The organism is Bradyrhizobium sp. 31Argb (assembly GCF_043638955.1).
Classification (GTDB): Bacteria; Pseudomonadota; Alphaproteobacteria; order Rhizobiales; family Xanthobacteraceae; genus Bradyrhizobium.
Genome location: NZ_JBEGDB010000012.1, coordinates 23,384 through 49,805, shown reverse-complemented (window position 1 = coordinate 49,805; position 26,422 = coordinate 23,384). Strand labels below are relative to the sequence as shown.

The window sequence follows — 26,422 nt, the reverse complement described above, 5'->3', positions numbered from 1 at the left end:
AACATGCGAGACAAACTTGTGGTCGATGTTTCCAGACCGAATTCGGTTGGCTGCAGATCGGGCTCTGTCAGCACGCAACTTCGGTAGCGCAGTCCAAGGCCAGGCCGCGCTCGCCCCACGGGCGCTAGTTTGGCCCAGTCCATTTGCGCCATTGGGTCGGATGAATGTCGGCGTGCATTCCGCCCGAACGATCGACCCAGTTGGCTCCGTCCCTGCGGCAAGGAAAAGGAAGCGCACGGACCATGCCATCATAATTCAATGTACAGATTTCCAGATCCTCGTCAGAGGGAGCTGTTGAAGCGGATTGCCATTCGGCTGAAACGGAATGCATGGTCAACCTCCAGCAATGTTGCAGGCGAGCACGTCACCATTTTCGCTCGGTCACGATGGCCAGATGCAGCTTCGCCCCTTCAAGCAGCAGTCGCCCGATCCTCCGTCCGGCTGCGATATATGAACGTAGCATGACAGAGCCGACGTTGAATGTGAACCAGTTCGCTATAATGCAACCGAGCTTTCAGAAAAACCGTCGCAACTGATCCCTGGATCGGACCAGGGGAAGATTTATTCCGCCGGGCGAGGTAATGAATCGGCCGACGGCTGCGCCGAAGCCGCTCTGACCTGGCGCGGCGGTCCCATCAGGACCGGCTGGAACAGCACGGCGGCGGCCATTGTGCATAGCAGCGCGAGCGCCATCATCTTGCCCATGCTCGACATGCCCGGATAGCTCGATGCCCACATGCTTCCGAACGCCACCCCGGTGGTCATGGCGCTGAAGATCACCGCGCGCGTCAGGCTGGATTGTAGCAGGCCTGTCTGCCCTTCGCGCCAGGCCATGATGTAGTAGATCTTGAACGCGACGCCGACCCCTAGTAGCAAGGGCAAGGCGATGATGTTTGCAAAGTTCATCGCCGTGCCGGTCAGCGTGCAGATCTCCAGCGTGACTGCGCCGGCCAGCAGCAACGGTATCAGCGTCAACAGCACATCCGTGACACGGCGCAACGCGATCAGCAGCAGGATCGCGATGGCGCCAAGCGCTAGCGCGCCCGCTTCGATGAAAGCGTCGATGACTATCCTGCCCGATTGATAGAGGCTGATCGCGGGGCCGGTGGCCGAAGGCTCCGCGGCCATGACCGCCGTCGCGAAGCCACGCATGACGCTGTTATCCTGGGCATTGCCTTTCGGCAGCGCCTCAACGCGGGCCCTGCCGTCGGGCAACAGCCAGTCGCGAACAAGACTGGCCGGAAGGTTCTGGATGGTCACCGTTTGCGGATCGAGGCTGTTCCGCAACTGGTTGAGATCGTGGTTCAACGGCTGGACGAACGCCAATTCGGCGCTTGCTCGCGTTGCGGTGTCGGCTTGCGCCAGGCGCGTCAGCAAATCGGAAACGTGTCGCGCCGCCTCAGCGCCCGGGCCGGTCGCGGTGCCCGCGACTTTCGAGAGATGTTGCGCGGTCGAGCGGATGGCATCCACGGTGTCCTTGTCCGTCGGCGCCGGATCGCGCGGCGGATTGAGCGCGCCATGGAGGCGTGGGGCGGCGGCCTTGATGACGGCAATCTTCTGATCCTGATCATCAGGAACAAAGCTGTTGAGCGTCATGGTGCGCGAGACCTCGGGGAGCGCCGCCAGCCGCTTGGCGATGCCGTCAGCTTCGCTCAGCGATGATGCCAGCACTTCGGCATCGTCGCCAGAGGTCAGCGGATTGCCCTGCAACTCGCGATAGGTCACGACCGATGCGGCGTGCGGGTTTTGCAGGTTGATCGGGTTGAAATCAAACGGAAGGTGACGGAGCAGCGGCGTTCCGGCGAGGACCACAAGGATGGTGCCGGCGATCACCGCGATGCGATGCCGCTGCAGGAAATCATCCAGCGGCGCGAGGCTGCTGAAACCGACCGGCGCCAGTTCTCCTGGCGGTTTCAGCAGCGCCAGCATCGCCGGGACAAGCGTGATGCTGCAGAGGAAGGCAATCAACATTCCGCATCCGGCAATGAGACCCAGTTCGAACAGGCCGCGATAGCTGGTCGGCAGGAACGAGAAGAACGCCACCGCGGTGGCCGCAGCAGCCAGCGAGAGAGGGGCTCCCACCTTGCGCGCGGCCCGTCGCAGCGATTCCCGCAGATCGCCGCACTCATGCCGTGCGGAGCGGTAACGGACGCTGAACTGGATGCCAAAGTCCACGCCCAGCCCGACAAACAGGACGAAGAATGCAATCGAGATCAGGTTGAACGCCCCGACCATGACGATGCCAAGTGCAGCGGTGACGGCGAGGCCAACGATCACGCTGAAAAACACCGCGGTGACGATCTTCCACGAACGCAGCGCCAGCCACAATATGATCAGCGTTCCGAACAAGGCCGTCAACGTGTCGCGCAGCGCGCTTTGCCGGATCACCGAGAACTGGTCGTCGTTCATGGGCACCGTGCCGGTGAGCTGCACGTTGGCGCCGAACTTCTCGCCCAGTTTCAAATCGGCTGCGGCACGACGGATTCCGTCCGTCGCCTTGCGGCCCGGCTGCAACGCGGAGAAATCCAGGATCGGCTCGACCTCGATGAAGTGGCGCAATTGGTCCGCCTGCGGCTCAGAGCCCTGCACCAGCGCCCGCCACGAAAATGTCGCCGGCTCGCCGGCCAGCACGTCACTCAGGGTCTTGTCGGCAAGCGAGAGCGGCCACGTGAGCTGGTCAAGCTTGATGTCTCCGCCCTCGACGCCGTCGAGCGCATAGCCGAGCGCTTTCGCCACGCCGCGCAGGGTCGGATCGGCCGCCAGCGAGCCGATCAGAAAGTCGGCGCTCGACAATCCCGTGATCGACTTCTTGACGCTGGGCAGCGGTTCGAACAGGAGCCCGTTGCGCTGAAAGAACTCGCCTCCGTCCGGCTGGACAACCGCGCGGAACAAATCCGGATGCTTGGCGAGTTCCTGCGTCAGCGCGCTTGTCGCCGCTTCAGCGTTTTCCGGCGTCGGTGCCGAGACCACCACCAGGATTCCCTTGTCCGGAAATGCCTCGGAAAATGCCGACTGACGCTGACGCCAGGCAAGGTTGTTCGAGATCAGGTTGTCCGTGTCTGTCGTGATCGCGAAGCGCGTGACGTCATAGGCGAGAGCTGCGACCGCGAGCAGGATTCCGATGATGAGAACCCACCAGCGCCGCTGCGCACAAAAATCCACGACTCCGACGATTGCTGATTTCAACATGATGAATCGGCTTTCCCAACGCGCGTATCGCCCTCGGTCACGAACTACGCGTCAATGCTGGATTGATCTTTGGCAGAAACTCGTTCGTGAAATGGTGCGGCTTCGGGCGAAGCGTGTACTGAAGGTTGCGCGGCCAACTGAAATCCTGTCTTCCGAGGTTCGCATGAGCGTTTCAAATTCGCACGGTGCCCGCGGATGCGGCTCGAGCTCCCAGGTACAGACAAAACAGGGGAACGAGAATTCAAACCTAGGTATGATCATTCTTGCGGCCAGACACGATAAAAGTCGGCTCTGGAACGCGGCCTGATGAGGGATGACATGGCGGCCAACACTGGTCCAAAGCAGGGTAGTTTCAAGGCGATCCGCAGCCGGAGAGGGCAGTTCGCACTTGCCGCGGCTGTCGTTGCGTCGGCGCTGATTTTCCTGGCGGATGCGTTGAGCCCGATCGATGGCGCCGTCGCGGTCCTGTACACGGGCGTGGTGCTGACGCTAGCGCCGCTCGGCCGCAGGTTCGTGATCGGCAGCGGCTGTGTCACGGCCGTGCTCACGACGATCGCGTTCCTTATCGGGCATGCGGACGATCCCCTCGGAGGGGCGCACCTGCGCTACGCCGTCAGTCTCGTCGCTATCGCGATCACGGTGCTGCTGTCGCTCAGGGACAGGTCCGCGAGAACCACCTTGGCTGAGCAGGCAAGGATTCTCGAACTCTCGCACGACACCGTCGTCGTTCGGGACCGATCAGACATCATCCGGTACTGGAATGAAGGCGCAGAGAGGCTCTATGGCTGGACGCGTGGCGAGGCGCTGGGCAGGCGCTGCAGCGACCTCCTCGAGCCGATCGTTTCGGCAGAGGAAGTAAATGCCTCTCTTGAGCAGAATGGAACCTGGTCGGGCGAAATCATCCGAACGCGGCGAGATGGCACGCGGCTCATTCTGGCCAGCCGCTGGCTCGAGCGACGAGATCCGGACGGTCGACCCGTCGGCATCATCGAGACCAGCGCCGATCTGACCGAGAGCCGCCGTGCCCTGGCGGAAAGACGGAGCTCCGAGCAGCGTTACAGCACCATCTTCAACTCGGCGGGTTTTGCCGCCCTGGAATGCGACTTGAGCAAGGCCATGCGGCTGATTTTGGACAGCAAAGCGCCGGACCAAGACTGCAAATCGTGGTTATTGTCGAATCCGCAGATTTCGCGCGCGGCGGCCAACGAAATCGGGATTTACAACGCCAATAGCGCCGCGCTCGCAATGTTTGAAGCCGATACGGTGGCCGATCTGGCCGATAGCAATGTCATGCTTGGACAATTGCCGGATTCCGAACCGGCCCTCGCGCACATCTTTGCTTTGCTGGCCGCCGGTTCTTCGCTTGCGGAGATCGAGACGCGGTGCGCCACCCTGCACGGGCGCATCATCGATGCGGTACTGCGCGTATCCGTCCTGCCGGACGGACAGGACTGGTCCAGGGTGCTGCTCATGGCCTTCGATGTCACCGAGCGAAACGAAGCTCGGGCGAAGATCGAGCAGACCTCCGTCGAACTCGCTCACTCCGGGCGCGTGGCCCTGCTGGGCCAGCTTGCGGGTTCGATCGTGCATGAGGTCAACCAGCCCCTTGCGGCCATCATCAACTACGGCAAATCGGGCAAGCGTTGGCTTACCCGGCCCGATCCCAACCTCACGGAGGTGAGCGACTGCCTGGACAAGATCGTCTCGAACGGCAACCGCGCCGCGGAGGTGGTTGGAAGGGTGCGCGCGCTCGCCAAGAAGACCGCGCCACAGGTCAGCTCCGTCGATATGGGCGCCCTTGTCCAGGATGCGGTTTCCCTGCTGGCGCGGGAAACGCGCGCCGCGGCGGCGACCATCCGCGTCGAGGAAGCCAATATCGGGGGCCCGATCGTCTGTGACCGGGTGCAGGTGCAGCAGGTTATCGTGAACCTCTTGATGAACGCGCTCCATGCTACCAGGGGAATCGCCGACCGCCCGCACGAGATCCGTGTCAAGATCGACGGCACTGCCGAGAATTTCATCAAAGTGGCCGTCGAGGACAGCGGCACCGGGATCGAGGGCAACCCTGAGCGTATCTTTGAGCCGTTTTTCACCACCAAGTCCGATGGAATGGGCCTTGGGCTATCCATTTGCAGGACGATCATAGAAGGGCAGGGAGGGCGCGTTTCGGCCTCCAACAATGACGGATGGGGGGCAACCGTGGGGTTCACGCTCCCATTGAACATCCCGGCGGAGGCGCGTTGGTCGAAACCTAATATCTTGATATGATGGGAAAATGGACAGAATCCGGTCATACCGACGGAAACACCGGGCGAATTGCCCGGGAGGAGCTGTCTAGTGCCACAAGGATCCACGATCTGCATCGTTGACGATGACGACGACGTGCGGGAAAGCATATCGAGCTTTTTTCGCTCGGTAGGCCTGCGCGTGGAGAGTTTTGGCGCGGCCGAGAACTTCCTGGAGTCGTCCTCGGTCGCGAACGTCGATTGCGTCATCACCGATTTGCACATGCCGGGGATGGATGGTCTCGGCCTGCACCGGGAACTGCGGCGCCGGGGAGTAGGCGTCCCCGTGATCGTCATGACGGCCTATTCGACGCCGGAAGCGCGCGCCGAGGCAAAGAGCCTCGGAGCCGCGGCTTTCGTTGACAAGCCCGTCGATCCCGAGATTCTGCTCCACGATGTGGAAGCAATCCTGGGCGACCCTTCGCAAGGACCTCCCCCGACATTCCAATGACCCGGTCCTGGACAGCATGAGTGCATCACAGAGCTCGATCAGCACCGCCCTCATTTGCGTCGTCGACGACGACACCGACGTGCGCAATTCGCTCAGCAGCCTGCTGCGTGCCGTTGGCTACTCCGTCGAGACGTTCGCGGGGCCCAGCGAGTTCCTGGCATCCGATGCCATCAACTCCGCGTCCTGCCTGATCCTGGATATCCGGTTGGGAGAAGCCGACGGGCTCGAGTTTCAGGAGGAACTGGTTGAGAGCGATGCCTCCATTCCGGTGATCCTGATCAGCGGATACGGCGACATACCAATGACCGTCCGCGCCATGAAGGCCGGCGCGGTCAATTTCCTTCCCAAGCCGTTCGAAGAGGAGGCGCTTCTCGCGGCCGTCGAAGAGGCCGTCTCCCGCGATCAGCGGCGGCGCGCGGAAGCGCGGCGGGACGAAGACATCCGGCTGCGTTACGATTCTCTTACGCCCCGGGAACGGGAAGTCATGGGTCTTGTCACGGCAGGACTGATGAACAAGCAGGTCGCCTGGCGTCTGTCGCTGAGCGAGATCACGGTGAAAATTCACCGCGGCAACATGATGCGCAAGATGCAGGCCAAATCGCTCGCCGAGCTCGTGCGCATGGCCGATTTGCTTGGCGTTCGGCAGGCGTTGGCGGGTCAGCAGCCCGCCCGGGATTAGCTAGAGCGTTTTCGAGCAAAGCATGCCCTCGGACTTGATCCGAGGGTGGACACCGGTTCGCGTGAAGAAAACGCGTATTCTATCGCACGACTTTGGCCTTGAAGTAGGTACCTGAGATATCGCCCCATCGTCGTCTTCGATCAGCGGGCATCTTTCACTGCTCTAGTCTAAGCGATGCGAACCTGTGCCGCATCCGGTCTTCTGCTGACGACGCGATCATATTGCCGTTGCAGGATCGCCTTCGAGCAGCGCCCTGATTCCAGGGAAACCAAACTGCTTCGGCTTGCCAGTGAATTCAGGGGAGCTTGACGGATGTGGCGCAGGGCAGCGTCATCCGTCCTTTCGATTCCAAACGAGTGAGACGATGCGGGCAGCCACGAGACCAGGATAACCACGAGGCGCCTGATAATGAAGTTTTTCAATCGACGGTTCATGGCTTCCACGCTCCCGATCACCGGGTCACTGCAATGCTTCGATGCAGTGTTTTACGAAGGGCGCGGGATATCGTCGATTATACTGGTTGGTTAAGTCGTGCGGTGCTCGCGACATGCGCAGGTCGTACCCAGTTAACACCAAGGTTTAATGTCCAGGCGCCGCGGCTTGGCTATTTCTATTCCAGAGATGCGATGAAAGGGCAGGTCAGCAGCGACGCGCGGCCAAGATTGCGCGGCGCTGTCGTGGCTATGGATTTTTTCGTGCACGATGCGGCTGCTTGGCCATGGCGTCATGCAATCGAGAGGCCGGCACCGAAAATGCGTAGGGTGGGCAAAGCGAAGCGTGCCCACCACCACGAGCAAAGCACTAGACGGTGGGCACGCTTCGCTTTGCCTACCCTACAGGTCGGCACCATCGCCACGGGCTCGTCAGATCGGCCGAGGTCCCTCGACGGTTCGCTCGTCCGCGCCGATTCTCCTGTATGACGGCAGCAGCGGCTCTGCCGGCCTGCCTTCCCTCCACTTCAAGGGTGTTTGTCCTACGATACGCTTGAAGACGGTGGTGAAGTGCGCCTGGGTGCTGAACCCGACGCTCAGTGCGATGTCGACGATCGACTTGTCGGTCGTTCGCAGCATGTCCTGCGCAGCCGAGACACGCTGCTTCAGCAGATATTGATGCGGCGTCAGTCCGGTTGCGCGGAAGAACAGCGCGGCAAAATGCATCCGGCTCAGCCGGGCTGCCCCGGCCATGTCTGCCAACGTCACTTTCTCATCGAGATGCGCGGCCACGTACTCGACGACGCGCTTGAGGCGCCACTTTGACAACCCGCCGTCCTGATGGGTCTGCGCAGGCGAGGCCGGTTTCGTATCGGCGCTGATCATCCTCGCCACCGTGACGAGCCTGATGGCGTCCGCGTAGATTCCTCCGAACTCTGACTGATCCCGCTCCGCCGCGGCGAGCGCCTCGGAGAGCCTGCGCACCACGGGATCCTGGTCCATTTGCGCTTCCGGGATCTCCCGGATTGCCTTGCCAAGGAGACTGTCGAAGCTCGGTGACGCCTCCACATCCCCTCCCACTGCCGCGATATGCAGAGCGCGCTCGGTCTCAGGCGCTCCTGCATTCGGCACAACGCGTACAGAAACGCCGAGATGCTTGAGATCGATGCCAATGACCGGAGTATCCGGCCGTGCTGCACTTGGCGAACGGTTATCCAGAAGTTCGGCAGCAGACATCGATACGGATCGCTCTCGGAGGAGCAGGGCGGGATGGCACGACATATCTGGCCTCCTGAAATCTCAAGCTCGACTGGCGTCGACTATCGGATGGCTAACAATATGGACCGCTTTGCCTGTTGATGGTGTCATACATTGGTATGGATCATCAGAAGTAACGAGTACGTAATCGGCAGGGTCTTCACGAAGATCTGACGGACGTCATCGTCCCGGTCATCAATTGCAATACGGCAATTCGAAAATTCGAGCGGCGATGTCATACGGAAGCATTTTAGCAAAACGCGCGACGCCGCCGCCGCAATCACGAGCGCATCGTTCGACCTATCGGGACGTTGAACGCTACTTCCGAGATATCGCAAACGCCGCGATCGTTGCGGCATCGATCGCGGCCGTGCACCCCGCGGCTTTGCCGTCTGGTGCCTGTTGGTCACCAGCGCCACTCATTTTGGCATCTCCCGCATCTGCATCAGCGGTTGAATGATCGAGCCCGATGATGCCGCCCAGTTTGGCTCCGCCGGCGGCGTCGGAGAGAAAAATGCTGGATACAAGAACGACCGACGATTGGCAGGCCCTCGATGGGGCGCATCACGTCCATTCCTTCACCGATCCCGCGCTGATCGCCAGCGGCAAGACCCGTGTCGTGGTGCGTGGCGAAGGCTGTCAGATCTGGGACAGCGACGGCCGCCGCTTCCTGGACGGCATGGCCGGCCTGTGGTGCGTGAATGTCGGTTACGGCCGGCAGGAGCTGATCGATGCCGTAACCCGGCAGATGGCCGAGCTGCCATTCTACAGCAACCATTTCCAGAGCACGACGCCGGCCATGACGGCGCTCGCGCATCGGCTGTCGACGCTGACCCCTGAGGGGCTCGATCATTTTCTCTTCACCAGCTCCGGCTCCGAAGCCAACGATACCGTCGTCCGCATGGTGCGCTATTTCTGGAAGCTGCAGGGCGCTCCCCGCAAGCGCATCTTCATCAGCCGGACGATGGCCTATCATGGCAGCACGCTGGCCGCCGCCAGCCTGTGCGGACTGCCGCATATGCACGCCATGGATGGTGGCACGCTGCCGGATTTCGCGCATATCGTGCATCCGCACTGGTACGGCCTCGGCGGCACCCTGGGAAAGGACGAATTCGGTTTGCAGGCGGCGCAGGCCCTGGAGCAGCGCATCCTCGAGCTCGGCCCAGAGAATGTCGCGGCCTTCATCGGAGAGCCGGTGCAGGGTGCAGGTGGCGTGATCGACCCGCCATCGACCTATTGGCCGGAAATCCAGCGGATTTGCCGCAAATACGATGTGCTGCTGGTCGCCGATGAGGTGATCTGCGGCTTCGGGCGCACCGGCTCCTGGTTCGGAGCGCAGACCTTCGGCATCACGCCGGACGTGATGACGATGGCCAAGGGACTGTCGTCGGGCTATCTGCCGATCGCCGCGGTCGCGATGAACCGTCGCGTGTTCGAGACCATCAGCGGCGGCGGGCATCTCGCGCACGGCTACACCTATTCCGGCCATCCCGTCGCCAGCGCGGTGGCGCTTGCGAATATCGACATCATCGCCCGCGAAGGCCTGGTCGATCGGGTCCGCGAGGACATCGGCCCCTATCTTCACGAGACCTTGGCGAGGCTCACCGACAGCCCGATCGTCGGCGAGAAACGCGGTATCGGCGCGCTGGCGGCCTTGCAACTGATCAAGAACAAGGCGACACGGGAACCATTCACGGTCGAAGAAGGCGCCGGCATCTTCTGCCGCGAGGCCTGCTATGCCCGCGGCCTCATCGTCCGCGCCGTTGGCCAATCCATCGTGCTGAGCCCATCGCTGGTCATCACCCATGCCGAAATCGACGAGCTTGCCGAGAAGCTGGCTGACGCACTCGAGGAGACGGTGCGTCATTTCCGCCTGTTATGATTGTTGCAACGTGATTTGGAGAACCGCATGAGGAAGAGAACTGCCCTTGCCGCCCTGCTTGCAGCGTTCACTTTTGGTGGGGCGGCCGCTGCCGAGGAGCCGATCCGCGGCGGCACCATGCGCGTGGTCCTGACGGCCGATATCCGCAGCCTCGACGCCAGTCGCGGCGACAACATCACGGATCTGGTCCTGAACCACATCTATGAGCAACTGGTCGCGCACAAGGACGACATGACGATCGGACCTGCGGCCGCCGAAAGCTGGCAGGTGTCGCCGGACGGCAAGTCGTACACGTTCAAGCTCAAGGAAGGCGCGACCTATCACAACGGTGACAAGGTGCTGGCCTCCGACGTCAAATGGCTGTGGGAACGCCGCATGGGCGCGGCCAAGACCGGCACGCCATGGCTCTGCAATGCCAGTTTCGACGGTTCGCGCGGGCTGAAGGTGGACTCGGTCGAGGCGCCGGATGACCGCACCGTGGTGTTCAATCTCGACAAGCCCAACACCCTGCTCCTTATCCGCCTCGCCGACATCGTCTGCAACTTCTGGATTGCGAGCCCGAAAAATGTCGATGCCGACGGCAACTGGATTGCCGGTTCGGCGATCGGCAGCGGTCCGTTCCAGCTCAAGGAGTGGCGCAAGGAGCAGTATGTCTCGCTCGAGCGCTTCGCCAATTACGTGCCGCTCAAAGCAAAGCGCGACGGCTATAGCGGTGACCGCACCACCTACCTTGATGAGGTGCGCTTCGTCGTCATCCCGGACAAGACGGCTGCCGAAACCGCGTTGATCGCGGGGCAGGTCGATGTCGTGACCTATCTGCAGGTCTCGCACATGGAGGACATGAAGAAGCGCGGTGCGGTCGTCAAGACGGCGCCCGGACTTTCGCTCTCGGCCATCCTGGTCCAGACCAACGATCCGCTGCTCTCCAATGTGAAGATCCGCCGCGCTCTGGCCCACGCGATCGACTTCAAGGAGATGGCCGAGACCAAGCTCGTAGGTCTCACCGAGTTCAATCCTTCCGGCGTGCCGGAGTCGAGCGCCTATTTCGACAAGTCCTTCCAGACCTGGCCTGCCTACGATCCCGCCAAGGCCAAGAAGCTGCTGGCCGAGGCCGGCTACAAGGGCGAGCCGATCAAGCTGCAGGCCAACAAGCGCTATATCGGCATGTATGACAACGCCGTCATGGTGCAGGCGATGCTGGTGGCGGCGGGCTTCAACGTGCAGCTCGACGTCATCGACTGGGCGGCCCAGCTCGACAATTACATGAGCGGCAAGTTCCAGTTGCAGTCGTTCGGCTATTCCTCGCGCGCCGACCCGATGATCATCTATGGCTCGCTGATCGGCAGGAAATCGGTCACGGCTACGTCGCAGTGGGACAGTCCGGACGCGCAGGCGCTCTACTTCAAGGCGTTGGCGACGGCGGATTTCGATGAGCGCAAGAGCCTGTTGAAGCAGCTCCATGCCAGGATGGCGGACGACGTGCCGATGCTCGGGCTCTACTACTATCCCGTGATCGAGGCGGTCTCGCCCAAGCTCGTCAACTACGAGTCCTGGCCGCTCGAGAAGCCGCGCGCCTGGGGCGTGTGGAAGAAGCCGTAACGTCTCCCCGATACGGCGGGCCGAAAGCCCGGTGCCTTGCGGCGGCGCCGGGCTTTTCTTTTGCGATTGGGTGTCGGTTAGATTGCTGATGCCGCAGCCACGCCGTCGAACCTGCGGTCCAGCAGCATGGCCGCATTGAGCAGGCGCTTCGTGTAGTCGTGCTGAGGGCGATCGAAGATGTCGTCCCGGCTGCCGACTTCGACGATCTTGCCGTTCTGCATCACCGCGACGCGATCCGCGACCTGCTCGACCGCGCCGAGATCGTGCGAGACGAACAGGCAGGCGAATCCGTAGCGGTCCTGCAGCGCTCGGATCAGCGTCAGGATTTGCTTCTGCACGGTCATGTCGAGCGCGGACACCGGCTCATCGGCGACGACGAAGGCGGGACGTCTGGCAATGGCGCGGGCGATGGCCACGCGCTGACGCTGGCCGCCCGAGAGCTGGTGCGGCAGGCGCCGCAGAAAATCCGCGGACAGGCCGACCTCGTCAAGCACCTCGCGCACCCTGATGTAGCGAGCCTTGCGGTCCATCGTGGTGTCGAGCCGCAGCGGTTCGGCCACGATATCGCCGACGCGCTGCCGCGGATCGAGCGAGGAATACGGATCCTGGAAGATGATCTGCATCTCCTCGCGCTGCAGCCGCGCGGCGCGGCCGCGCCAGGTCACGATCTGTCCGCCGCGGAACGAGATGCTACCGGCCGTCGGGTCGATGAGGCCAACGGTGGCGCGGCCGAGCGTGGTCTTGCCGGAGCCGGAACCGCCGACCAGTGCCAGCGTCTCGCCATGTCCGATTGTGAGATTGACGCCGTCAACGGCGCGCTTCGCCTCACCGCGGCCGAACAGTCGCGCGCGGCCGGGATAGTCGATCACGACGTCGCGCAGCTCCACCAACGGTTTGGCGTCGCGTGCAAGGCGGATGCCGCCGGCGCTCCGCCGCGGCAGTGCGTCGACCAGCCGCTGCGTATACTCGTGCTTCGGCGTGGACAGCACGTCCGCGCTGCGGCCCTGTTCAACGATCCTGCCCTTGAGCATGACAGCCACATCGCGCACGTAATGCGAGACCATGCCGAGATCATGGCTGATCAGAAGCACCGCGGTGCCGTTTTCTTGCGTCAGCTCCACCATGAGGTCGAGCACGTCGCGCTGAACCAGCGTATCCAGTGCGGTTGTCGGCTCGTCGGCGATCAAAAGATCCGGCTTCAGCAGCATCACCGACGCCAGCATGATGCGCTGGCGCATGCCGCCGGAGAATTCGTGCGGATAGGCGCCGAGGCAATGCACCGGATTCGGAATGCTGACGCGCTTCAGCATCTCCAGGCAGCGCTCGCGGATCTCGTTGCGGCCGAGACGACGGTGGTGCAGCGCGAGCCCTTCGGCCATCTGCCGGCCGATCGTCATCGACGGATTGAGCGAAACCATCGGTTCCTGAAACACCATGCCGATATGTTCGCCGCGGATCTTGCGCAATGCAGGAGGCGAAATGCCGACCAGTTCGGTATGACGGAACTTGATGCTGCTGCCGGGTGCTGCGATCAGCGGTGTCGGCAATAGCCCGAGCACGGCGCGCGCGGCCATGGTCTTGCCGGAGCCGGATTCGCCGACCAGCGCCAGCATGCTCCCCGGCATGATCGCAAAGCTCGCATCGTCGACGATCCTGGTGCCGCCAGGCCCGACGGTGACCGTCAGATGGTCGGCTGCGACGACGGCTTGCTCCGGATTCGACTGTGACGTCATCGATTTCAGGCCTGCATCTTCGGATCGAGCCAGTCGCGCAGCGCATCGCCCAGCATGTTGATGCCCAGCAGCGTCAGCGAGATGCACAGGCCCGGCAGCACGATCAGGTACGGCGCCTGCGTGATGAACGGACGGCCGGAGGCCAGCATGTTGCCCCAGCTCGGCGCCGGCGGCGGGACGCCGAGGCCGAGGAAGCTCAGCGCGCTCTCCGACAGGATCACCCAGCCGAACATCGTGGTGGCGAGCACAGTGATCGGCGCCATGCAGTTCGGCAGCACGTGACGGACCACCGTCACCAGTTCCGAGTTGCCCATCACCCGCGACGCCTCGATATATTCGCGCTCGCGCACCGACAGAACGGTGCCGCGGGCGACACGCACCACGGCGGGCATATAGGCGATGCTCAGCGCGACGATCAGCGCCTCGCGGCTGGCGCCGGCAATCGCCATGATGAACAGCGCCAGCAGCAGGCCGGGGAAGGCCAGCAGCGAGTCGTTGAGGATCATGAGAACGCGATCGGTCCAGCCGCGCAGGAAGCCGGCGATGATGCCGAACAATAGCCCGAAGAAGATCGCGAGCGCGACCGTCGCCAGCGCAATCCAGCCCGTGGTGCGGGCGCCGTACATCAGCCGGCTCAGCACGTCGCGGCCGAACTCGTCGGCGCCGAGCAGATGCGCAGCCGATGGCGCCTTCAATACCGAGCGCAGATGCAGCTTGAGCGGATCGTAAGGCGCCAGCGACGGACCGAACACCGCCAGCAACATCAGAACGGCAACGATGCCGCCACCGATCAGCAAGTTGGCGCGTCCGCGCGCGAGCCGGGGAAGGAATCGTGTCATTGCGCGATCTTGGGATCGAATAGCGGGTACAGCATATCGACGATCAGATTGACCACGACGTAGATCACGCTGATGAACAGGATGCAGCCTTGCACGACAGGATAGTCGCGCGCATAGATCGCCTCGACCAGCAGCCGGCCGAGGCCGGGAATGGTGAAGACCGTCTCGGTGACGGCGATGCCGCCGAGCAGGCCGCCGAGGATCAGGCCGATCAGCGTCCAGGTCGGCGCGAAGGCATTTCGGAACGCGTGGCGCCACATCACCTCCGCCTCGGACAGCCCCTTGGCGCGGGCATGGGTGATGTATTCCAGCCGCGAAACCTCGATGGTGCTGGCGCGCGCCATGCGAACGATCGGTCCGATCTCAACCAGGATCAGCGTAAGCGCAGGCATGAAGATGAACATCAGGCCTTGGCGGAAGTCGTCATGCAGCGACACGTAGCCGATCACCGGGAACCATTCGAGCCACATGCCGAACACCAGGAGGATCATCAGGCCAAGCCAGAAGCTCGGGATCGACAGCAATAGCGTTGATGCCGCCACGAGGCCGTAGTCGGCGAGGCTGCCTTGCCGCCAGGCGGCGAACATGCCGGCCGGCACCGCGATCAACGTGGCGAGCAGCACCGCGGCGACGACGATCGTGGCAGAGACCGCGAAGCGGTCGAGCATCAACGGAAGCACGGGATCGCCCGAGGTGATCGACTTCCCGAAATCGCCGGCCAGGATATGGCTGAGCCAGGTGACGTATTGTGTCGGCAGCGATCCCGACAGGCCCATCTCGCGGCGCAGCGCCTCGACTTGCTCTGACGTCGCGAGATCGCCCAGCATCACCGCGGCGGGATCGCCGGGGATCAGGCGCATCAGGAAGAAGATGGCGACGGAGACGATGATCATCGTCGGCACTGCCTGCAGCAGTCGTCCGAGCAGGAAGCGAATCATGAAAGGGCCCCTCGGCCGATCTGCGGCGCCCGTGTCACGTCTGGCTTACCCGCAAAGTGCACGGCGGATCGCATGCGCGGCGGCGATCGCCTCGCGGGCGCGCGGCACGCTGGTGACTTCGGGCCAGGTCGACAGTTTGACGAAGGCGTATTCGGATTCCGGATCGATGTAAATCAACTGTCCGAAGATGCCGCGTGCCAGCATTGCCCGTCCCTTCGGATCCTCGATCCACCACTTGTTGTGATAGGCGCCGACCGGCAGCGTCTCGCGGAAGAAGCCCTGGAACAGTTCGGTATTGCCGTTGTTGCGGGTCTCTTCGATCCAGGAGGACGGGATCACCTGACGATCTCCGTGGCGCCCGCCATTGATGATGAGCTGGGCGAAGCGGCCATAGTCGCGCAAGCTGGCGCAGAAGCCACCGTCGGCGAGCGCGAAGCCGCCGTGATCGACCGTAAAGTAGCCGTCTTCCTGCGCGCCCATCGGGCCCCACAATTCGCGGCTCACCAGTTCCGACAGCGATGTCGCCGTGACGCGCTCGAGGACGAAGCCGAGCACATCGGTTTCGATCGAGCGATATTGAAACAGGGAGCCGTGCGGACGCTCCTGCTCGGTCAACGTGAGGATCAATTCCCATAGGGTGCGCGGCCAGTCGGGATTGTCGTTCACGCGCCAGCCGCAGGCATAGCCGAGCTTCACCATGTGCGAGCCTGGTGTCGTGTAGGATTCGTCGAACACCACGCCGGTGGTCATGTCGAGCACATGCTGCAGCGTGGCGCCGCTATAGGCCGTGCGCGCGAGTTCCGGAAGATATCGCGTAACCGGCGCGGCCGGATCGAGCACGCCTCTTCTGACGAGGATGCCGGCCACCATCCCGACCATCGATTTAGCCATCGACATCGAGAGGTGCTGGCTGTGCGGCTTCATATCGTTGAAGTAGCGCTCATAGACGATCGCGCCGCGATGCAGCACAAGCATGCCGTCGGTCGCGGTGTCGGCGAGGAAGCCGTCGAAGGTCAGCGCGCGCCCGTCGAAGGTGAACGCGACAGACCCGAGTTCCTGCCTGTTTTCGCTCAAGGGCATCACCGGGCCGGGCCCGCGCCACACCTGCGCGGTCGGGGTCATCTCGCGGATATGCTGGAAGGTCCAGCGATGCATCGGCGGCCGGCTCCAGCCGCTGCGCGGCAGCAGCGGGGCTCCGGGATTGAGCGGGTCGCGGTATCTCGGCCGTTGGAACAGGTCGGGCAGGGCGTGATCCTCGTAAGGCGGCAACATGCTCCCGGCCGCGCAGGCCGCGGGCGCTGTGCCATCGTAAGACAGCCCGAGCGTACCGCGATCGAGAGGTGCCGGAAGATGCCAATGAGGGGCATGGTGGTGCACAGCGCGCACCGTGATAGGCTGTCATATTGCCGCAGCCGCGCGAACCTGCAGGTCGTACAACTGCGGCATGGGTCTTGCTTCGCGAAACGTTTCTTTTCCTGTGCCGTCAGGTCCGCCCGGCGGGCGGCCACTTAACCGAATGCAGATAATAGATGACTAATCCGATATTCATGCATGACGACAAGGGATCGGCGCCCGCACCGGCGCTCAATCCGCCCTCCCGCAAATCGATCCCGCCGTTCGAAGCGCTGCGCGCCTTCGATGCGGTGGCGCGATTGCGCGGCGTGCGGCGCGCGGCACAGAGAGCCTCGGGCGCGATCATGCCGTGATCAGCCGCCACTTGCGCACGCTCGAAGCCTGGACCGGGATCAAGCTGATCGATCGAACGTCATCGAGCATTTCGCTCACCGAGGAGGGCGTCCGCTATCACAAACAGATCGCCGCCGCGATGGATGCCATCGCCAATGCCACCATCGACGTGATGCGCCGTGGCGACAACCGCCGGCTCCTGATCTGGTGCGCGCCGGGTTTTGCACTGCACTGGATGTCGAGCAAGATCGGGCTGTTCGAGAAGGCAAATCGCGACCTCGAGATCGAATTGCGCCCGACCGATCGCCGGCCGGATTTCGCCTCGCACGAGACCGATATCCGCTTCGAGTCGGTCTATGGCAATCCGCTGCAGCTTGCGCCCGGGTTGCGCTGCACCGAGCTCGCGCGCGTGCCGATCGTCGCGGTCGCAAGCCCGGCCTATCTGGCCTCGATGCCGCCGATCGAGACGCCGCGCGACCTGTTGGGCCAGCGTCTGCTGCACGAAGAGGATTTCGACGGCTGGGCGCATTGGCTCGCCGCTCACGGCATCTATGACGAGCTCGATCTCGGGGGGCCGCGGCTCTGGCAAGGCCATATGACGCTCGACGCCGCGATCCACGGACGTGGCGTGACGCTCTCCAATCACATGGTCGTTTCCCATGAATTGGCGTCCGGCCGGCTGGTGGAGATCGGCAAGGGCGATACGAGCTTCCAGCCCTATTCCGATGGCATCTATTATTTCATCACCCGCGCCGACCGTTGGGATTCGCCGCTGATCCGCCGCTATCGCAACTGGCTGATCAACGCCATTGCGGCCGACTGGCCGGAGCTCGGTGTCGCGGCACAGAAGCAGCGAAGCAGGGCGGGCTAGGCGGGCGCTGCGACGCGCGGCGTTCATAGCGTTTTCGGGCGAAGTGGACAGCGGTTGGCGCGAAGAAAACGCATCGAAAAAAGCTGGAGCCCGGTTCTGATCCAATCAACCCATCAGGCTGCTAGCGCAGGGCCTTGACCATCGCATTCCAGAAATCATTGTCGAGCACGGTGGCGGAACCGGTCGGTTTGGGCCGCGCGCTCAGCACCACGCAGATGATGCGGTGCTTCGGATTGATGTAAATGAACTGGCCGAAGATGCCGCGCGCACTGAACGCGCCGTCCGCAAGCGAGCCATCGATCGCCGGCGTCGGCCACCACATGTATCCGTAGTCGACGCGCTGGCCGCCGATCTGCCGTGATGCACCGGCTTCGCGCACCCAGCCTTCCGGCAGCACGCGCACGCCGTCGATGACGCCGTCATCGAGGATGAAGCGGCCGAAGCGCGCATAGTCGCGCATGGTCGCGAACAGGCCGCTGCCGGCGATTTCGAGGCCATCCCTCGATTCCAGCCACCATGCGCCGTCGGCTTCCATGCCGAGTTTCGACCAGATCTTTTCGGAGAGATAGTCGCTGAGCCACCTGCCGGTGGCGGCACGCACCAACGCGCCGACCACATGGGTGTCGCCGGTGCTGTAGGTCCAGACCGTGCCGGGCGCGGCGACGCGCGGGCGCTCCGCCATATAGCGCATGATCGCGCCGGGTTGCTGGGCGATCTGCAGCTCGAGCATGTGACGCCGCTCGGAGGCTGGATTGGTCTGGGTGTCGTCCCAGCGCAGGCCCGAAGTCATCTGCATCAGCATCCTGATCGTCACGCCCTCATAGGCGCTGCCGGCGAGTTCCGGCAGATATTTGGTGACGGGATCTTCGACGCCGGCGATGTAGCCGTCCTGGATCGCGGCGCCGACCAGCGTGGTGCTGACGGATTTCGCGACCGACATCGACAGCCATTTGGTGCCTGCACCGATGCCGAGATCGTAATGCTCGAGCAGCACCTCATCGTTCTGCATCACCAGCAGGCCGGCGATGCGGTTGCGCGCGACATAGTCGTAGATGTCGTAGGTCACGCCGCCCGAGATGATGGGGAATTCCGGCAGCGTCGTACGGGCATGGATCAACGACCGCACCGGTGCGCCGGCGCGAATGATCCGGGTGTCGAAGGTGGTGCCGAAGTTCTGGAAGGTCTGCAGGTGATCGCGGGGCATCAGCCTGCCGCTGTATGTACCGATCAGGGCGTCGACGTCGCTGCCGGTTTTGGTATTGATCGCACCGTTTGCGCTGCCGACACGTCTCAGCATCCCCGTCAAACCCAATGTCCCCTAAGCCTGTCACATGCGGTCGAAGCGCCGAGGTCGCACTATGGCAGTGGAGGCCGGCTGCTGACAGGTGCAAAGGCGGAAGCGCGCGGTGCACCGCGATCACCACGTTACTAGAGAAGCCTCGGCGAGCGCCGATGCCCGCGAGGTCGCCTGCTCGATGGTCGCTGCAACCACGTGCGCCACCACCGATCAATCGAGGATCCGAAGGTGCTCACGACATTTTCACGGCGCGGCCGAGCCTCCCGAAGCCTCGAAAACAAGGCACCGGGGCTTACTCTTGGAGAGAGCCGAAACGTTCATGTAGGGAGAGGAGGAAGCGGATTCAAACGGCAAGCCAGCGTGGCGCTCACGAATGCTCGATTGCCGGCGAGGTTTTCATGAAGACCTACGGGTGCCCGGGCCGCAACAGTCAATTATACGGTCATTGGAAAATTCGAGCGGTGATTTCGTGCGGAAGCATTTTGGCTAAAACGCTCGTCGACGAACGACGCAATCGCCCGCGGACCGTTCGAGTTGTGGGACAGCGGAAAGCTGGGCTTCAGAGAAACATGCTTCGCTCAATCGGAGCGAACCACACCATGGGGCTTGGCTGATTTGAACGATTCTAAGACTGTAAGATAGAACGGCCCGAAGAGCGTCGATGCGTTGAGTGTCGCCGAATCATGCTCCGGTTCAATGCGGCCACAACATCGTGAAGGACCGCGTCGGCACCGACGCGTTCAACGATATTTGATGCCGGATGCGCTCGCTGAAATGTGTGCTGTAGCGTGCAATACTGTGCTCTATACCCCGCGGCCAGGGGGCGTCGGGAGTGACGCAAATGAATTTGAATGCCGCAATTGCCGCGGCTAACCGTAATGGTCGGCCCGAACGTAGTGAAGCAAACGGAGCCGGCGGAAACGGATCCGATCCGAACGTGCGGTCCGATCAGAACCCGAGTGCGGAGCGCGGCCAGCCGACCTGCCTCGTGGTTGAGGACGATCGCACCATGCGACACCTCGTGATGAACTATCTCGAGGAGCACGACATTCGTGCGCTGTCCGCGTCGGGGCGGGACGAGGTCACTGGCCTCTTGGTTACGCGCGAACCTAATCTCGTCATCCTCGACCTGCGGCTTGGCCAGGAAGACGGTCTCGATCTGCTGCGCGAAATCCGTTCACACTCCGACGTGCCCGTGATCATCACTACCGGCCATCGCCGCGACGAGATCGATCGCGTGGTCGGCCTGGAGCTCGGCGCCGACGATTACATCACGAAGCCATTTGGCCTGAGGGAGCTCTTGGCGCGGATCCGCGCGGTGCTGCGCCGGCGCGAAACCGGACAGACCGCGCCGCGCGATCCGGAGAAAGGCCGTTATCGATTCGGCGGCTGGCAACTCGATCGGCGCAGCCGGCGTCTTTCCGATCCGAGCGGCACGCAGGTCGCGCTGACGAAGGGCGAATACGCGCTGCTGGTTGCCTTCCTAGACGCGCCGCAACGGCCGCTCTCGCGCGAGCAGCTTTTGCAGGCCACCCGCGTGCATGAGGATGTCTTCGACCGCAGCATCGACGTGCAGGTGTTGCGTCTGCGCCGAAAGCTGGAAGGCGATCCGAGCACACCGAAGGTCATCCTGACCGAGCGCGGCGTCGGCTATGTGTTCGCGCTGTCGGTCGAGCGGCTCTGACGATGGCCAATTGCGCCGTGCGGCGGATGGTCGCAAGTCCTGCTTCGACGCGTCTCACAGTCAGGGCCGCAGGCGCAGCGGGTTCCATTACAATGGTAGCCCTTAATTCCGGGGCTGGAATGCTGTCGCAACATGCAAGCGGCAATCTCTCGAGGGTGAAAAATCCTCGGGAGATGTCAATGAAATTGGACAGGAAGAGACTGCCCGCCAGCCGATGGCGGGCCGACCGGCGCACGAGCGCCGTCCGCCGGTATCCGATGCGCGCGGTGACGACGCACGCAGGTCCCGCCAGCGAGAGGCCGTCCGCGACTGATGCCTTGTGGTGGCCCTCAAGGCTGATGCTGAAAGTCGTCGGGACGTTCGCCGTCTGCAGCGACGTTGCATTCCACAGCGTCATTCTCTCGGTGATGTCCTGGACGGTTGCCCAGGTGTTGGAGGGCTGCGCCGCCTATGCGCAAGGTATGTATCCTTACGTGCTGGAGCCCGACGAGCTGCGCGGCCACCATCCGCCTGCCGTCATCGAGTTGCGAAGCCTCGAGAGCCGCGGCGACGCCGAGAATAGCAACATCGCATATCTGGAAAGCCGCGGGAATCGTCGGCAATGATGCGGTTATGGTCGCTGGCCGGATATCGGCGAAGCCGAGCGAATCTTGGGGCTGCGCAGGCGTCCGCCATGCCGGAAATGCTGCGCGCGCGCCGCTGGCCGCCATGGGCTTGCGCAGCGCTCCTGCTGATCGCCACCGGCGCAGCTACGCAAACCATTCCGACCGCTCCCGCCTCGCGCCCAATTCCCATCGCCGATCAGGAACCGAGCACGCCCATTCCAGAGCCTACCGCGACCGATCCGCTCAAGCTTGCCCTCGGAGAGCGGTTGTTTGCGGACACCCGTCTGTCGAAAGACGGGAAGCTGGCGTGCTCCTCTTGCCATGACATCAATACCAATGGCGCCAGCCGCGATTCCGCGAGGGTGAGACATGACGGTTCAAATGCTCCATTTGATACATTGACGATCTTCAACGCGGCGCTCAGCTTCCGCCTGAACTGGGAAGGCAATTACCGCACGCTCGAGTCGCAGGCCGAATCGTCCCTGGAGAATCCGGCCAATATGGCCACCAGCCTGGAGGACGTCGTCGCCAGGCTGAATGCCGATCCCAACATCGTACGGCAATTTCGCGCCGCCTATGGCCGCGCGCCGGACCGCGCGTGCGTCCTCGACGCATTGGCGACCTTTGAGAAATCGCTGATTACGCCGGGAAGCCGTTTTGATCGCTGGCTTGCCGGAGATACGTCCGCATTGTCGGCCGCGGAGCTCGGCGGTTACGAGATATTCAAGTCGTTTGGCTGCATCTCCTGCCACCAGGGAGTCAATGTCGGCGGCAATCTGTTCCAGCGCCAGGGCATATTCCGTCCGCTGGTCCACGCGAAGCCCGATGTCGTCCGCGTGCCGAGCCTGCGCAATGTGGCGACGACGGCGCCCTATTTTCATGACGGCAGCGCGGCCACGCTCGAGGAGGCGGTGCGCAAGATGGCGGCAGCGCAGCTCGACCGCAGCTTGACGGATGACCAGGTAACCGCGCTCGTCGCGTTCCTGCAGACGCTGACCGGAAACTATCGTGGCATACCCGTCAAGGGAACGCCGCCGTGACGCCGCTTCGCGCCCTGGCGATCGTATTCGCGCTCGTCCTGCTGCTGACCTGGCTGTCGCTGCGCGCGATCAATCCGGAGGCCGAGCAGTTCGATCGCGCGCTCGCCGAGCTTGATCGTTTTGCGGCGCTGGACAGCTCGCTCTATCGCGACGTCTTCACCGCACGTGCCGGCACCTTGCGCAATTACGATCCGCTGGTCCGTGAGATCAATGCGCTGCACAAATCGCTCGACCGTTTGCGACAGTCAGCGGCGATCGATGCCGATACGAGCGAGGCGGTGGGCCTCCTCGAGGCGTCGCTTGCGCGGCAGGAGGAACTCGTCGAACGATTCAAGAGCGACAATGCGCTCCTGCACAATTCGCTGACGTTCTTCGAACGCTTCAGCCTTCACGCGACGGCGGCCGATCTCGGGCCTTCGATCAGCGCCGCCGCGGCGGCGATGCTGCAGCTCACCCTCGACACGTCGGACAGCGCGGTGCGCGAGGTCAAGGATCGACTGGACAGCCTCGCTGATCAGGCACGCCCGTTCGACGGCGATGTCATCGGCCCATTGCTGGCGCATGGACGGCTGCTCCAGGGCCTGCTGCCCGCGGTCGATGGCGTGCTGAAGGAGATGCGGGCGATCCAGCCGAGGTTCGAGCAGGATCAGCTCCGCAACCTGCTCCTTGTGCGGCAAAACGAGTCGAGAACCACGGCGCGGGAGTTTCGCTGGCTGCTCTACGTGACATCGCTGGTCCTTGTCGCGTTCCTGGTGCACCTCGGCCTTCGCGTGCGTTCGCATGCCAGGGCGCTTGAACGCCGCGCCACGTTTGAGCACGTGATCGCGGGCATTTCGATGCGCTTCATCGACGTGCTGCCGGAGAACCTGGATGGCGAGATCGAACGGGCGCTCGCCGACTTGATGCTGTGCACCGGCTGCGACCGTACGTATGTGGTGTGGTCCGGGGCGACCCCCCGGCTGTACGGCTGGTCGAGGGCGGGCAGGGACTTTCCACCCGGCTGGCCGGAAGGCGCGCCGGCACTTGCGGCTCGGTTCGCGCCCACCGTGGATGGCGTGGTCCACATCCCAAACGTCAATGCGTTGCCGGTCGGCGCAGACAGAAGGGCGTTGATGGATGTTGGCCTCGGTGCATGGGCCTGCGTGACGGGCGTCGACCAGGAGGGCACCAGCGTTGCGCTGGGGTTCGATACGATCGGTCGCCCCTGCCGGGTCACGGATACGGTCGAACTCAGTCTTTTGCGCATGGCGCTCGATATCATCATGTACGCCGTTGGGCGGCACGCGATGGAACGGGAACGATGGCGCCTCGAGGAGCGCCTACAGCAGGCCCGCCGCATGGAGCGGATCGGTACGTTCACCGGCGGCATCGCCCATAACTTCAACAACATCCTGGGCGGGATCCTCGGCCATTCCGAAGTGATCGAGGAACAGCTCGGCCAGAACAACCGCTTCGCGCAGAATCTCCGTGCGATCCGCCGCGGCGCAGAGCGGGCGCGCGACCTGGTCGAGCAGATCCTGCTGTTCGGACGGCACCGCGACGCGCGGCGCAGGCCGCTCAGCGCGCATAGCCTCGTGACGGAAGCGGTTTCGCTGCTGAATGTCTCGCTGCCCAGCAACGTCGATCTCGCGATCCGCGAGCCGCTGGCGACCGCCATCGTGTCCGGCGAGCCTGCGCAGTTGCAGCAGGTGATTCTCAATCTCTGCAACAACGCCGCGCAGGCGATCGGCGATCACGGCCGTGTCGAAATAGCGATGGACATCCGCGAAATCACCGAGCTTCGCTCGCTCAGTCACGACACGCTTCAGCCGGGCCGCTATGTCTGTATCGTGGTCACGGATACCGGCCGCGGCATGGACGATGCGACACTGGCGCGGATCTTCGAGCCGTTTTTCACCACCCGTTCCTCCGGAAACGGATTGGGACTGGCGACGGTGCGCGAGATCGTACATGAGCATGGCGGGGCGATGAACGTGCAGAGCGTTCCCGGCAAGGGCAGCCGCTTCGAGGTTTGGCTGCCTTGCGTGGCGATGGCCGCGCCGATTTCGGACATCAAGCCGGCGATGCTGCCGGTGGGAAAGGGCGAGACCGTGATGATGGTCACCAGCGATCAGGCGCGATTGCTGCGGGACGAGGAAACGCTGGCGGCGATCGGCTACGAGCCGGTTGGATTCGGCACGGCTGCCGCGGCGTGCGCCGCATGCAGCGCCAAGCCCGACCGGTTCGATGCGGCGATCGTCGGCTATTTCGGATCGGCGGCGGCGTCGCTGGAAGCGGCGGCGGCGCTGCATGCGGCGGCGCCACAGCTTCCAATCGTGTTGGCGGCGAGATCGACCGAGGAGATCGGCGCCGACACTTTGGTGGCCGCCGGCATCAGCGACGTCGTGCATTGGCCGCTTGTCACTTCGGAAGTCGCGGCTGCGCTCAGCAATTGCGCGGCACGCAGGGAGCCGGAAGCAAAACCGCAGGTCCGCTCATTGCGTGCGTCGCGTCCCGAACCCACGGACGCGGGCACGGGCTCGCCATCGCTGTCGTCGCGGCTACGGCGTCCGATCGGCCCGCGGCGGCAGCCTTATGCCAAGTCTTAATCCCTAGAGCATGATCCGGAAAAGTGGATACCGGTTTTCCGAGAAGATCATGCTCAAACAAAAAGATAGAGCGGGATGATGATTCGAAGAATAATCATCCCGCTTTAAGCCACCATATCGCGGACCAGCGGCACCACCTTGCGACCGTAGAGCTCGATGCTGCGCATCAGCCTTTCGTGCGGCAACGGGCCGGCCGAGTATTTGAGCTGGAAGCGCGCGATGCCGAGCGCCTTGACGGTGGCGGCGATCTTGCGTGCGACCGTCTCCGGCGAACCGACATAAAGCGATCCGTGGTCGGCCTCGCGCACGAACTCGTCGCGGCCCATCGGCGGCCAGCCGCGTTCCCTGCCGATGCGGTCGCGCATGGCCTTGTAGTCGGCGAACAGCTCCTCGCGCGCCTGCTCATCGCTGTCGGCGACATAGCCCGGCGAATGCACCCCGATCGGCTTGACCGGGCGGCCGAGCTGCTTGAAGGCGCGGTGGTAGAGTTCGACATAGGGCGCGAACCGCTTGGGATCGCCGCCGATGATCGCGAGCATCAGCGGCAGGTCGTAACGCGCGGCGCGCACAACGGACTCCGGGCTGCCGCCGACGCCGATCCAGGTTTTCAGCCGGCCATGCTCGATCGGTGGAAACACGAGCTGGTTGTTCAGCGGGGCGCGCAGCTTGCCCTGCCAGGTGGTGCGCGCCGCGATCGCCGCCAGCACCACTTCGGGCGCGGAGATCGCGAAATCAGCGCGATGGTGCTCGCCAAGGCCGATGAAATCGATCCCGAGCTCGTCGGCCAGGACCGCCTCGTCAATGACATTGCGGATCACCTGCGCATGCGACAGCGGTGCGCCGGCGGCATCACGGGTGACGTCGCCAAAGGTATCGAGCCCAAATTCCAGCGATGTGGTCATTGTCATATTCCGGTTTGGCACGGCCTGGCGCAGCGCGCCGCGAGCTTCCAATCTTTAGAAAAGGGGAGGGCCGGCCCGGACGGGCAGGCAGTTGGCTTCACTGCGACATAGTGACTGGCCAGTGGCTGGCAAGGCCATGCGCCGAAACGCTTGGTTTCCGCTCTTGCTCTCCTGGCGGGGACCGATGACGTTGCGATCCGGTCTGCCGACGAGACCGTTCTGCTCGTTTCCGGTCCTGCGCATGGAAGAGCAGCGGCGTCACGGCCGCAAATTTGGACAGCCATTTCATTGACCAACACGGGCTTTCGCCGGATATTCGATGTAGCAGGTTGTGCTGCTCGGGGTTGCCGCATGAGAGCAAGAGAAAGGAAAGTGGTGGGCGATATGCGCAAGCGCATGACCCGTCGCTGCGTCTCGGCGGCGACCGGAGCCTGTTGCTGATTCCCGCCTAATTACCGACCTCAAC

20 protein-coding genes are annotated in these 26,422 nt (G+C 63.3%); 11 read left to right on the top strand and 9 right to left on the bottom strand.

Going from position 1 to position 26,422, the window contains the following annotated elements; genetic code table 11:
- Window positions 1-561: 561 nt before the first annotated feature.
- On the bottom strand, window positions 562-3,189 hold the full coding sequence (locus tag AAFX91_RS04250) for an MMPL family transporter (protein ID WP_130577994.1): 2,628 nt from the start codon (window positions 3,187-3,189) through the stop codon (window positions 562-564).
- 318 nt (window positions 3,190-3,507) lie between these two features.
- On the opposite strand from AAFX91_RS04250, the gene AAFX91_RS04245 reads away from it, so the two are divergent.
- The 3 genes from AAFX91_RS04245 to AAFX91_RS04235 all read left to right on the top strand — a co-directional run bounded on the left by AAFX91_RS04245 (window position 3,508) and on the right by AAFX91_RS04235 (window position 6,604).
- Window positions 3,508-5,457, top strand: a complete 1,950-nt coding sequence (locus AAFX91_RS04245; RefSeq protein WP_130577993.1) for a PAS domain-containing sensor histidine kinase — start codon at window positions 3,508-3,510, stop codon at window positions 5,455-5,457.
- 69 nt (window positions 5,458-5,526) lie between these two features.
- The gene (locus tag AAFX91_RS04240) at window positions 5,527-5,925 is read left to right on the top strand and encodes a response regulator transcription factor (protein WP_207234422.1); all 399 of its coding nucleotides are present in this window, start codon (window positions 5,527-5,529) and stop codon (window positions 5,923-5,925) included.
- Window positions 5,926-5,941: 16 nt separating this feature from the next.
- Window positions 5,942-6,604: a response regulator transcription factor gene (locus AAFX91_RS04235; protein ID WP_130577991.1), complete on the top strand. Its 663-nt coding sequence runs from the start codon at window positions 5,942-5,944 to the stop codon at window positions 6,602-6,604.
- Between the two features lie 167 nt (window positions 6,605-6,771).
- On the opposite strand, the gene AAFX91_RS04230 is transcribed toward AAFX91_RS04235, so the two are convergent.
- Both AAFX91_RS04230 and AAFX91_RS04225 read right to left on the bottom strand, forming a co-directional pair.
- Window positions 6,772-7,038, bottom strand: a complete 267-nt coding sequence (locus AAFX91_RS04230) for a hypothetical protein (RefSeq protein WP_282531321.1) — start codon at window positions 7,036-7,038, stop codon at window positions 6,772-6,774.
- Window positions 7,039-7,467: 429 nt separating this feature from the next.
- Window positions 7,468-8,271 carry a helix-turn-helix domain-containing protein gene (locus AAFX91_RS04225; RefSeq protein WP_245475800.1) on the bottom strand — a complete coding sequence of 268 codons (804 nt, stop codon included), beginning with the start codon at window positions 8,269-8,271 and terminating at the stop codon, window positions 7,468-7,470.
- 535 nt (window positions 8,272-8,806) lie between these two features.
- On the opposite strand from AAFX91_RS04225, the gene AAFX91_RS04220 reads away from it, so the two are divergent.
- Together AAFX91_RS04220 and AAFX91_RS04215 are read left to right on the top strand one after the other, a co-directional pair.
- Entirely contained in the window at window positions 8,807-10,174 is a 1,368-nt protein-coding gene (locus tag AAFX91_RS04220) for an aminotransferase (RefSeq protein WP_394565639.1), read from the top strand.
- Window positions 10,175-10,201: 27 nt separating this feature from the next.
- Complete coding sequence (locus AAFX91_RS04215) at window positions 10,202-11,773, top strand: ABC transporter substrate-binding protein (RefSeq protein ID WP_394565638.1); 1,572 nt, start codon at window positions 10,202-10,204, stop codon at window positions 11,771-11,773.
- Window positions 11,774-11,850: 77 nt separating this feature from the next.
- Here the strand turns inward: AAFX91_RS04215 and AAFX91_RS04210 are convergent, their stop codons facing one another.
- From AAFX91_RS04210 to AAFX91_RS04195, 4 genes are read right to left on the bottom strand one after another with little or no spacing between them, the layout of a single operon-like run.
- Window positions 11,851-13,506, bottom strand: coding sequence for a dipeptide ABC transporter ATP-binding protein (locus tag AAFX91_RS04210; RefSeq protein ID WP_130577986.1), 1,656 nt, complete (start codon window positions 13,504-13,506; stop codon window positions 11,851-11,853).
- Between the two features lie 5 nt (window positions 13,507-13,511).
- Entirely contained in the window at window positions 13,512-14,345 is an 834-nt protein-coding gene (locus AAFX91_RS04205; RefSeq protein ID WP_130577985.1) for an ABC transporter permease, read from the bottom strand.
- The gene (locus tag AAFX91_RS04200; RefSeq protein WP_130577984.1) at window positions 14,342-15,283 is read right to left on the bottom strand and encodes an ABC transporter permease; all 942 of its coding nucleotides are present in this window, start codon (window positions 15,281-15,283) and stop codon (window positions 14,342-14,344) included. Before AAFX91_RS04200 ends, AAFX91_RS04205 begins: the two co-directional genes overlap by 4 nt.
- A gap of 45 nt (window positions 15,284-15,328) precedes the next feature.
- Window positions 15,329-16,555: a serine hydrolase domain-containing protein gene (locus AAFX91_RS04195; RefSeq protein WP_394565637.1), complete on the bottom strand. Its 1,227-nt coding sequence runs from the start codon at window positions 16,553-16,555 to the stop codon at window positions 15,329-15,331.
- Window positions 16,556-16,812: 257 nt separating this feature from the next.
- Between AAFX91_RS04195 and AAFX91_RS04190 the strand changes: the two genes are divergently transcribed.
- Together AAFX91_RS04190 and AAFX91_RS04185 are read left to right on the top strand one after the other, a co-directional pair.
- A complete protein-coding gene (locus AAFX91_RS04190) occupies window positions 16,813-16,989 on the top strand; it encodes a LysR family transcriptional regulator (RefSeq protein WP_394565636.1) in 177 nt (58 codons plus the stop codon).
- The gene (locus AAFX91_RS04185) at window positions 16,986-17,840 is read left to right on the top strand and encodes a LysR substrate-binding domain-containing protein (RefSeq protein ID WP_394565635.1); all 855 of its coding nucleotides are present in this window, start codon (window positions 16,986-16,988) and stop codon (window positions 17,838-17,840) included. The genes AAFX91_RS04190 and AAFX91_RS04185 overlap by 4 nt, the downstream gene beginning before the upstream one ends.
- Window positions 17,841-17,961: 121 nt before the next feature.
- Here AAFX91_RS04185 and AAFX91_RS04180 read toward each other — a convergent pair whose 3' ends face one another.
- On the bottom strand, window positions 17,962-19,137 hold the full coding sequence (locus AAFX91_RS04180; RefSeq protein WP_130577982.1) for a serine hydrolase: 1,176 nt from the start codon (window positions 19,135-19,137) through the stop codon (window positions 17,962-17,964).
- Between the two features lie 937 nt (window positions 19,138-20,074).
- Here AAFX91_RS04180 and AAFX91_RS04175 point away from each other — a divergent pair.
- The 4 genes from AAFX91_RS04175 (at window position 20,075) to AAFX91_RS04160 (ending at window position 25,054) form a co-directional block, all read left to right on the top strand.
- Window positions 20,075-20,821: a response regulator gene (locus AAFX91_RS04175; protein WP_282531312.1), complete on the top strand. Its 747-nt coding sequence runs from the start codon at window positions 20,075-20,077 to the stop codon at window positions 20,819-20,821.
- Window positions 20,822-21,000: 179 nt separating this feature from the next.
- On the top strand, window positions 21,001-21,426 hold the full coding sequence (locus tag AAFX91_RS04170; RefSeq protein ID WP_130577981.1) for a hypothetical protein: 426 nt from the start codon (window positions 21,001-21,003) through the stop codon (window positions 21,424-21,426).
- Window positions 21,427-21,494: 68 nt separating this feature from the next.
- On the top strand, window positions 21,495-22,466 hold the full coding sequence (locus AAFX91_RS04165) for a cytochrome-c peroxidase (RefSeq protein WP_394565634.1): 972 nt from the start codon (window positions 21,495-21,497) through the stop codon (window positions 22,464-22,466).
- Window positions 22,463-25,054 carry a two-component system VirA-like sensor kinase gene (locus tag AAFX91_RS04160; RefSeq protein ID WP_394565633.1) on the top strand — a complete coding sequence of 864 codons (2,592 nt, stop codon included), beginning with the start codon at window positions 22,463-22,465 and terminating at the stop codon, window positions 25,052-25,054. Before AAFX91_RS04165 ends, AAFX91_RS04160 begins: the two co-directional genes overlap by 4 nt.
- A gap of 104 nt (window positions 25,055-25,158) precedes the next feature.
- On the opposite strand, the gene AAFX91_RS04155 is transcribed toward AAFX91_RS04160, so the two are convergent.
- Window positions 25,159-25,956, bottom strand: coding sequence for an LLM class flavin-dependent oxidoreductase (locus AAFX91_RS04155; RefSeq protein WP_394565632.1), 798 nt, complete (start codon window positions 25,954-25,956; stop codon window positions 25,159-25,161).
- Between the last annotated feature and the right edge of the window lie 466 nt (window positions 25,957-26,422).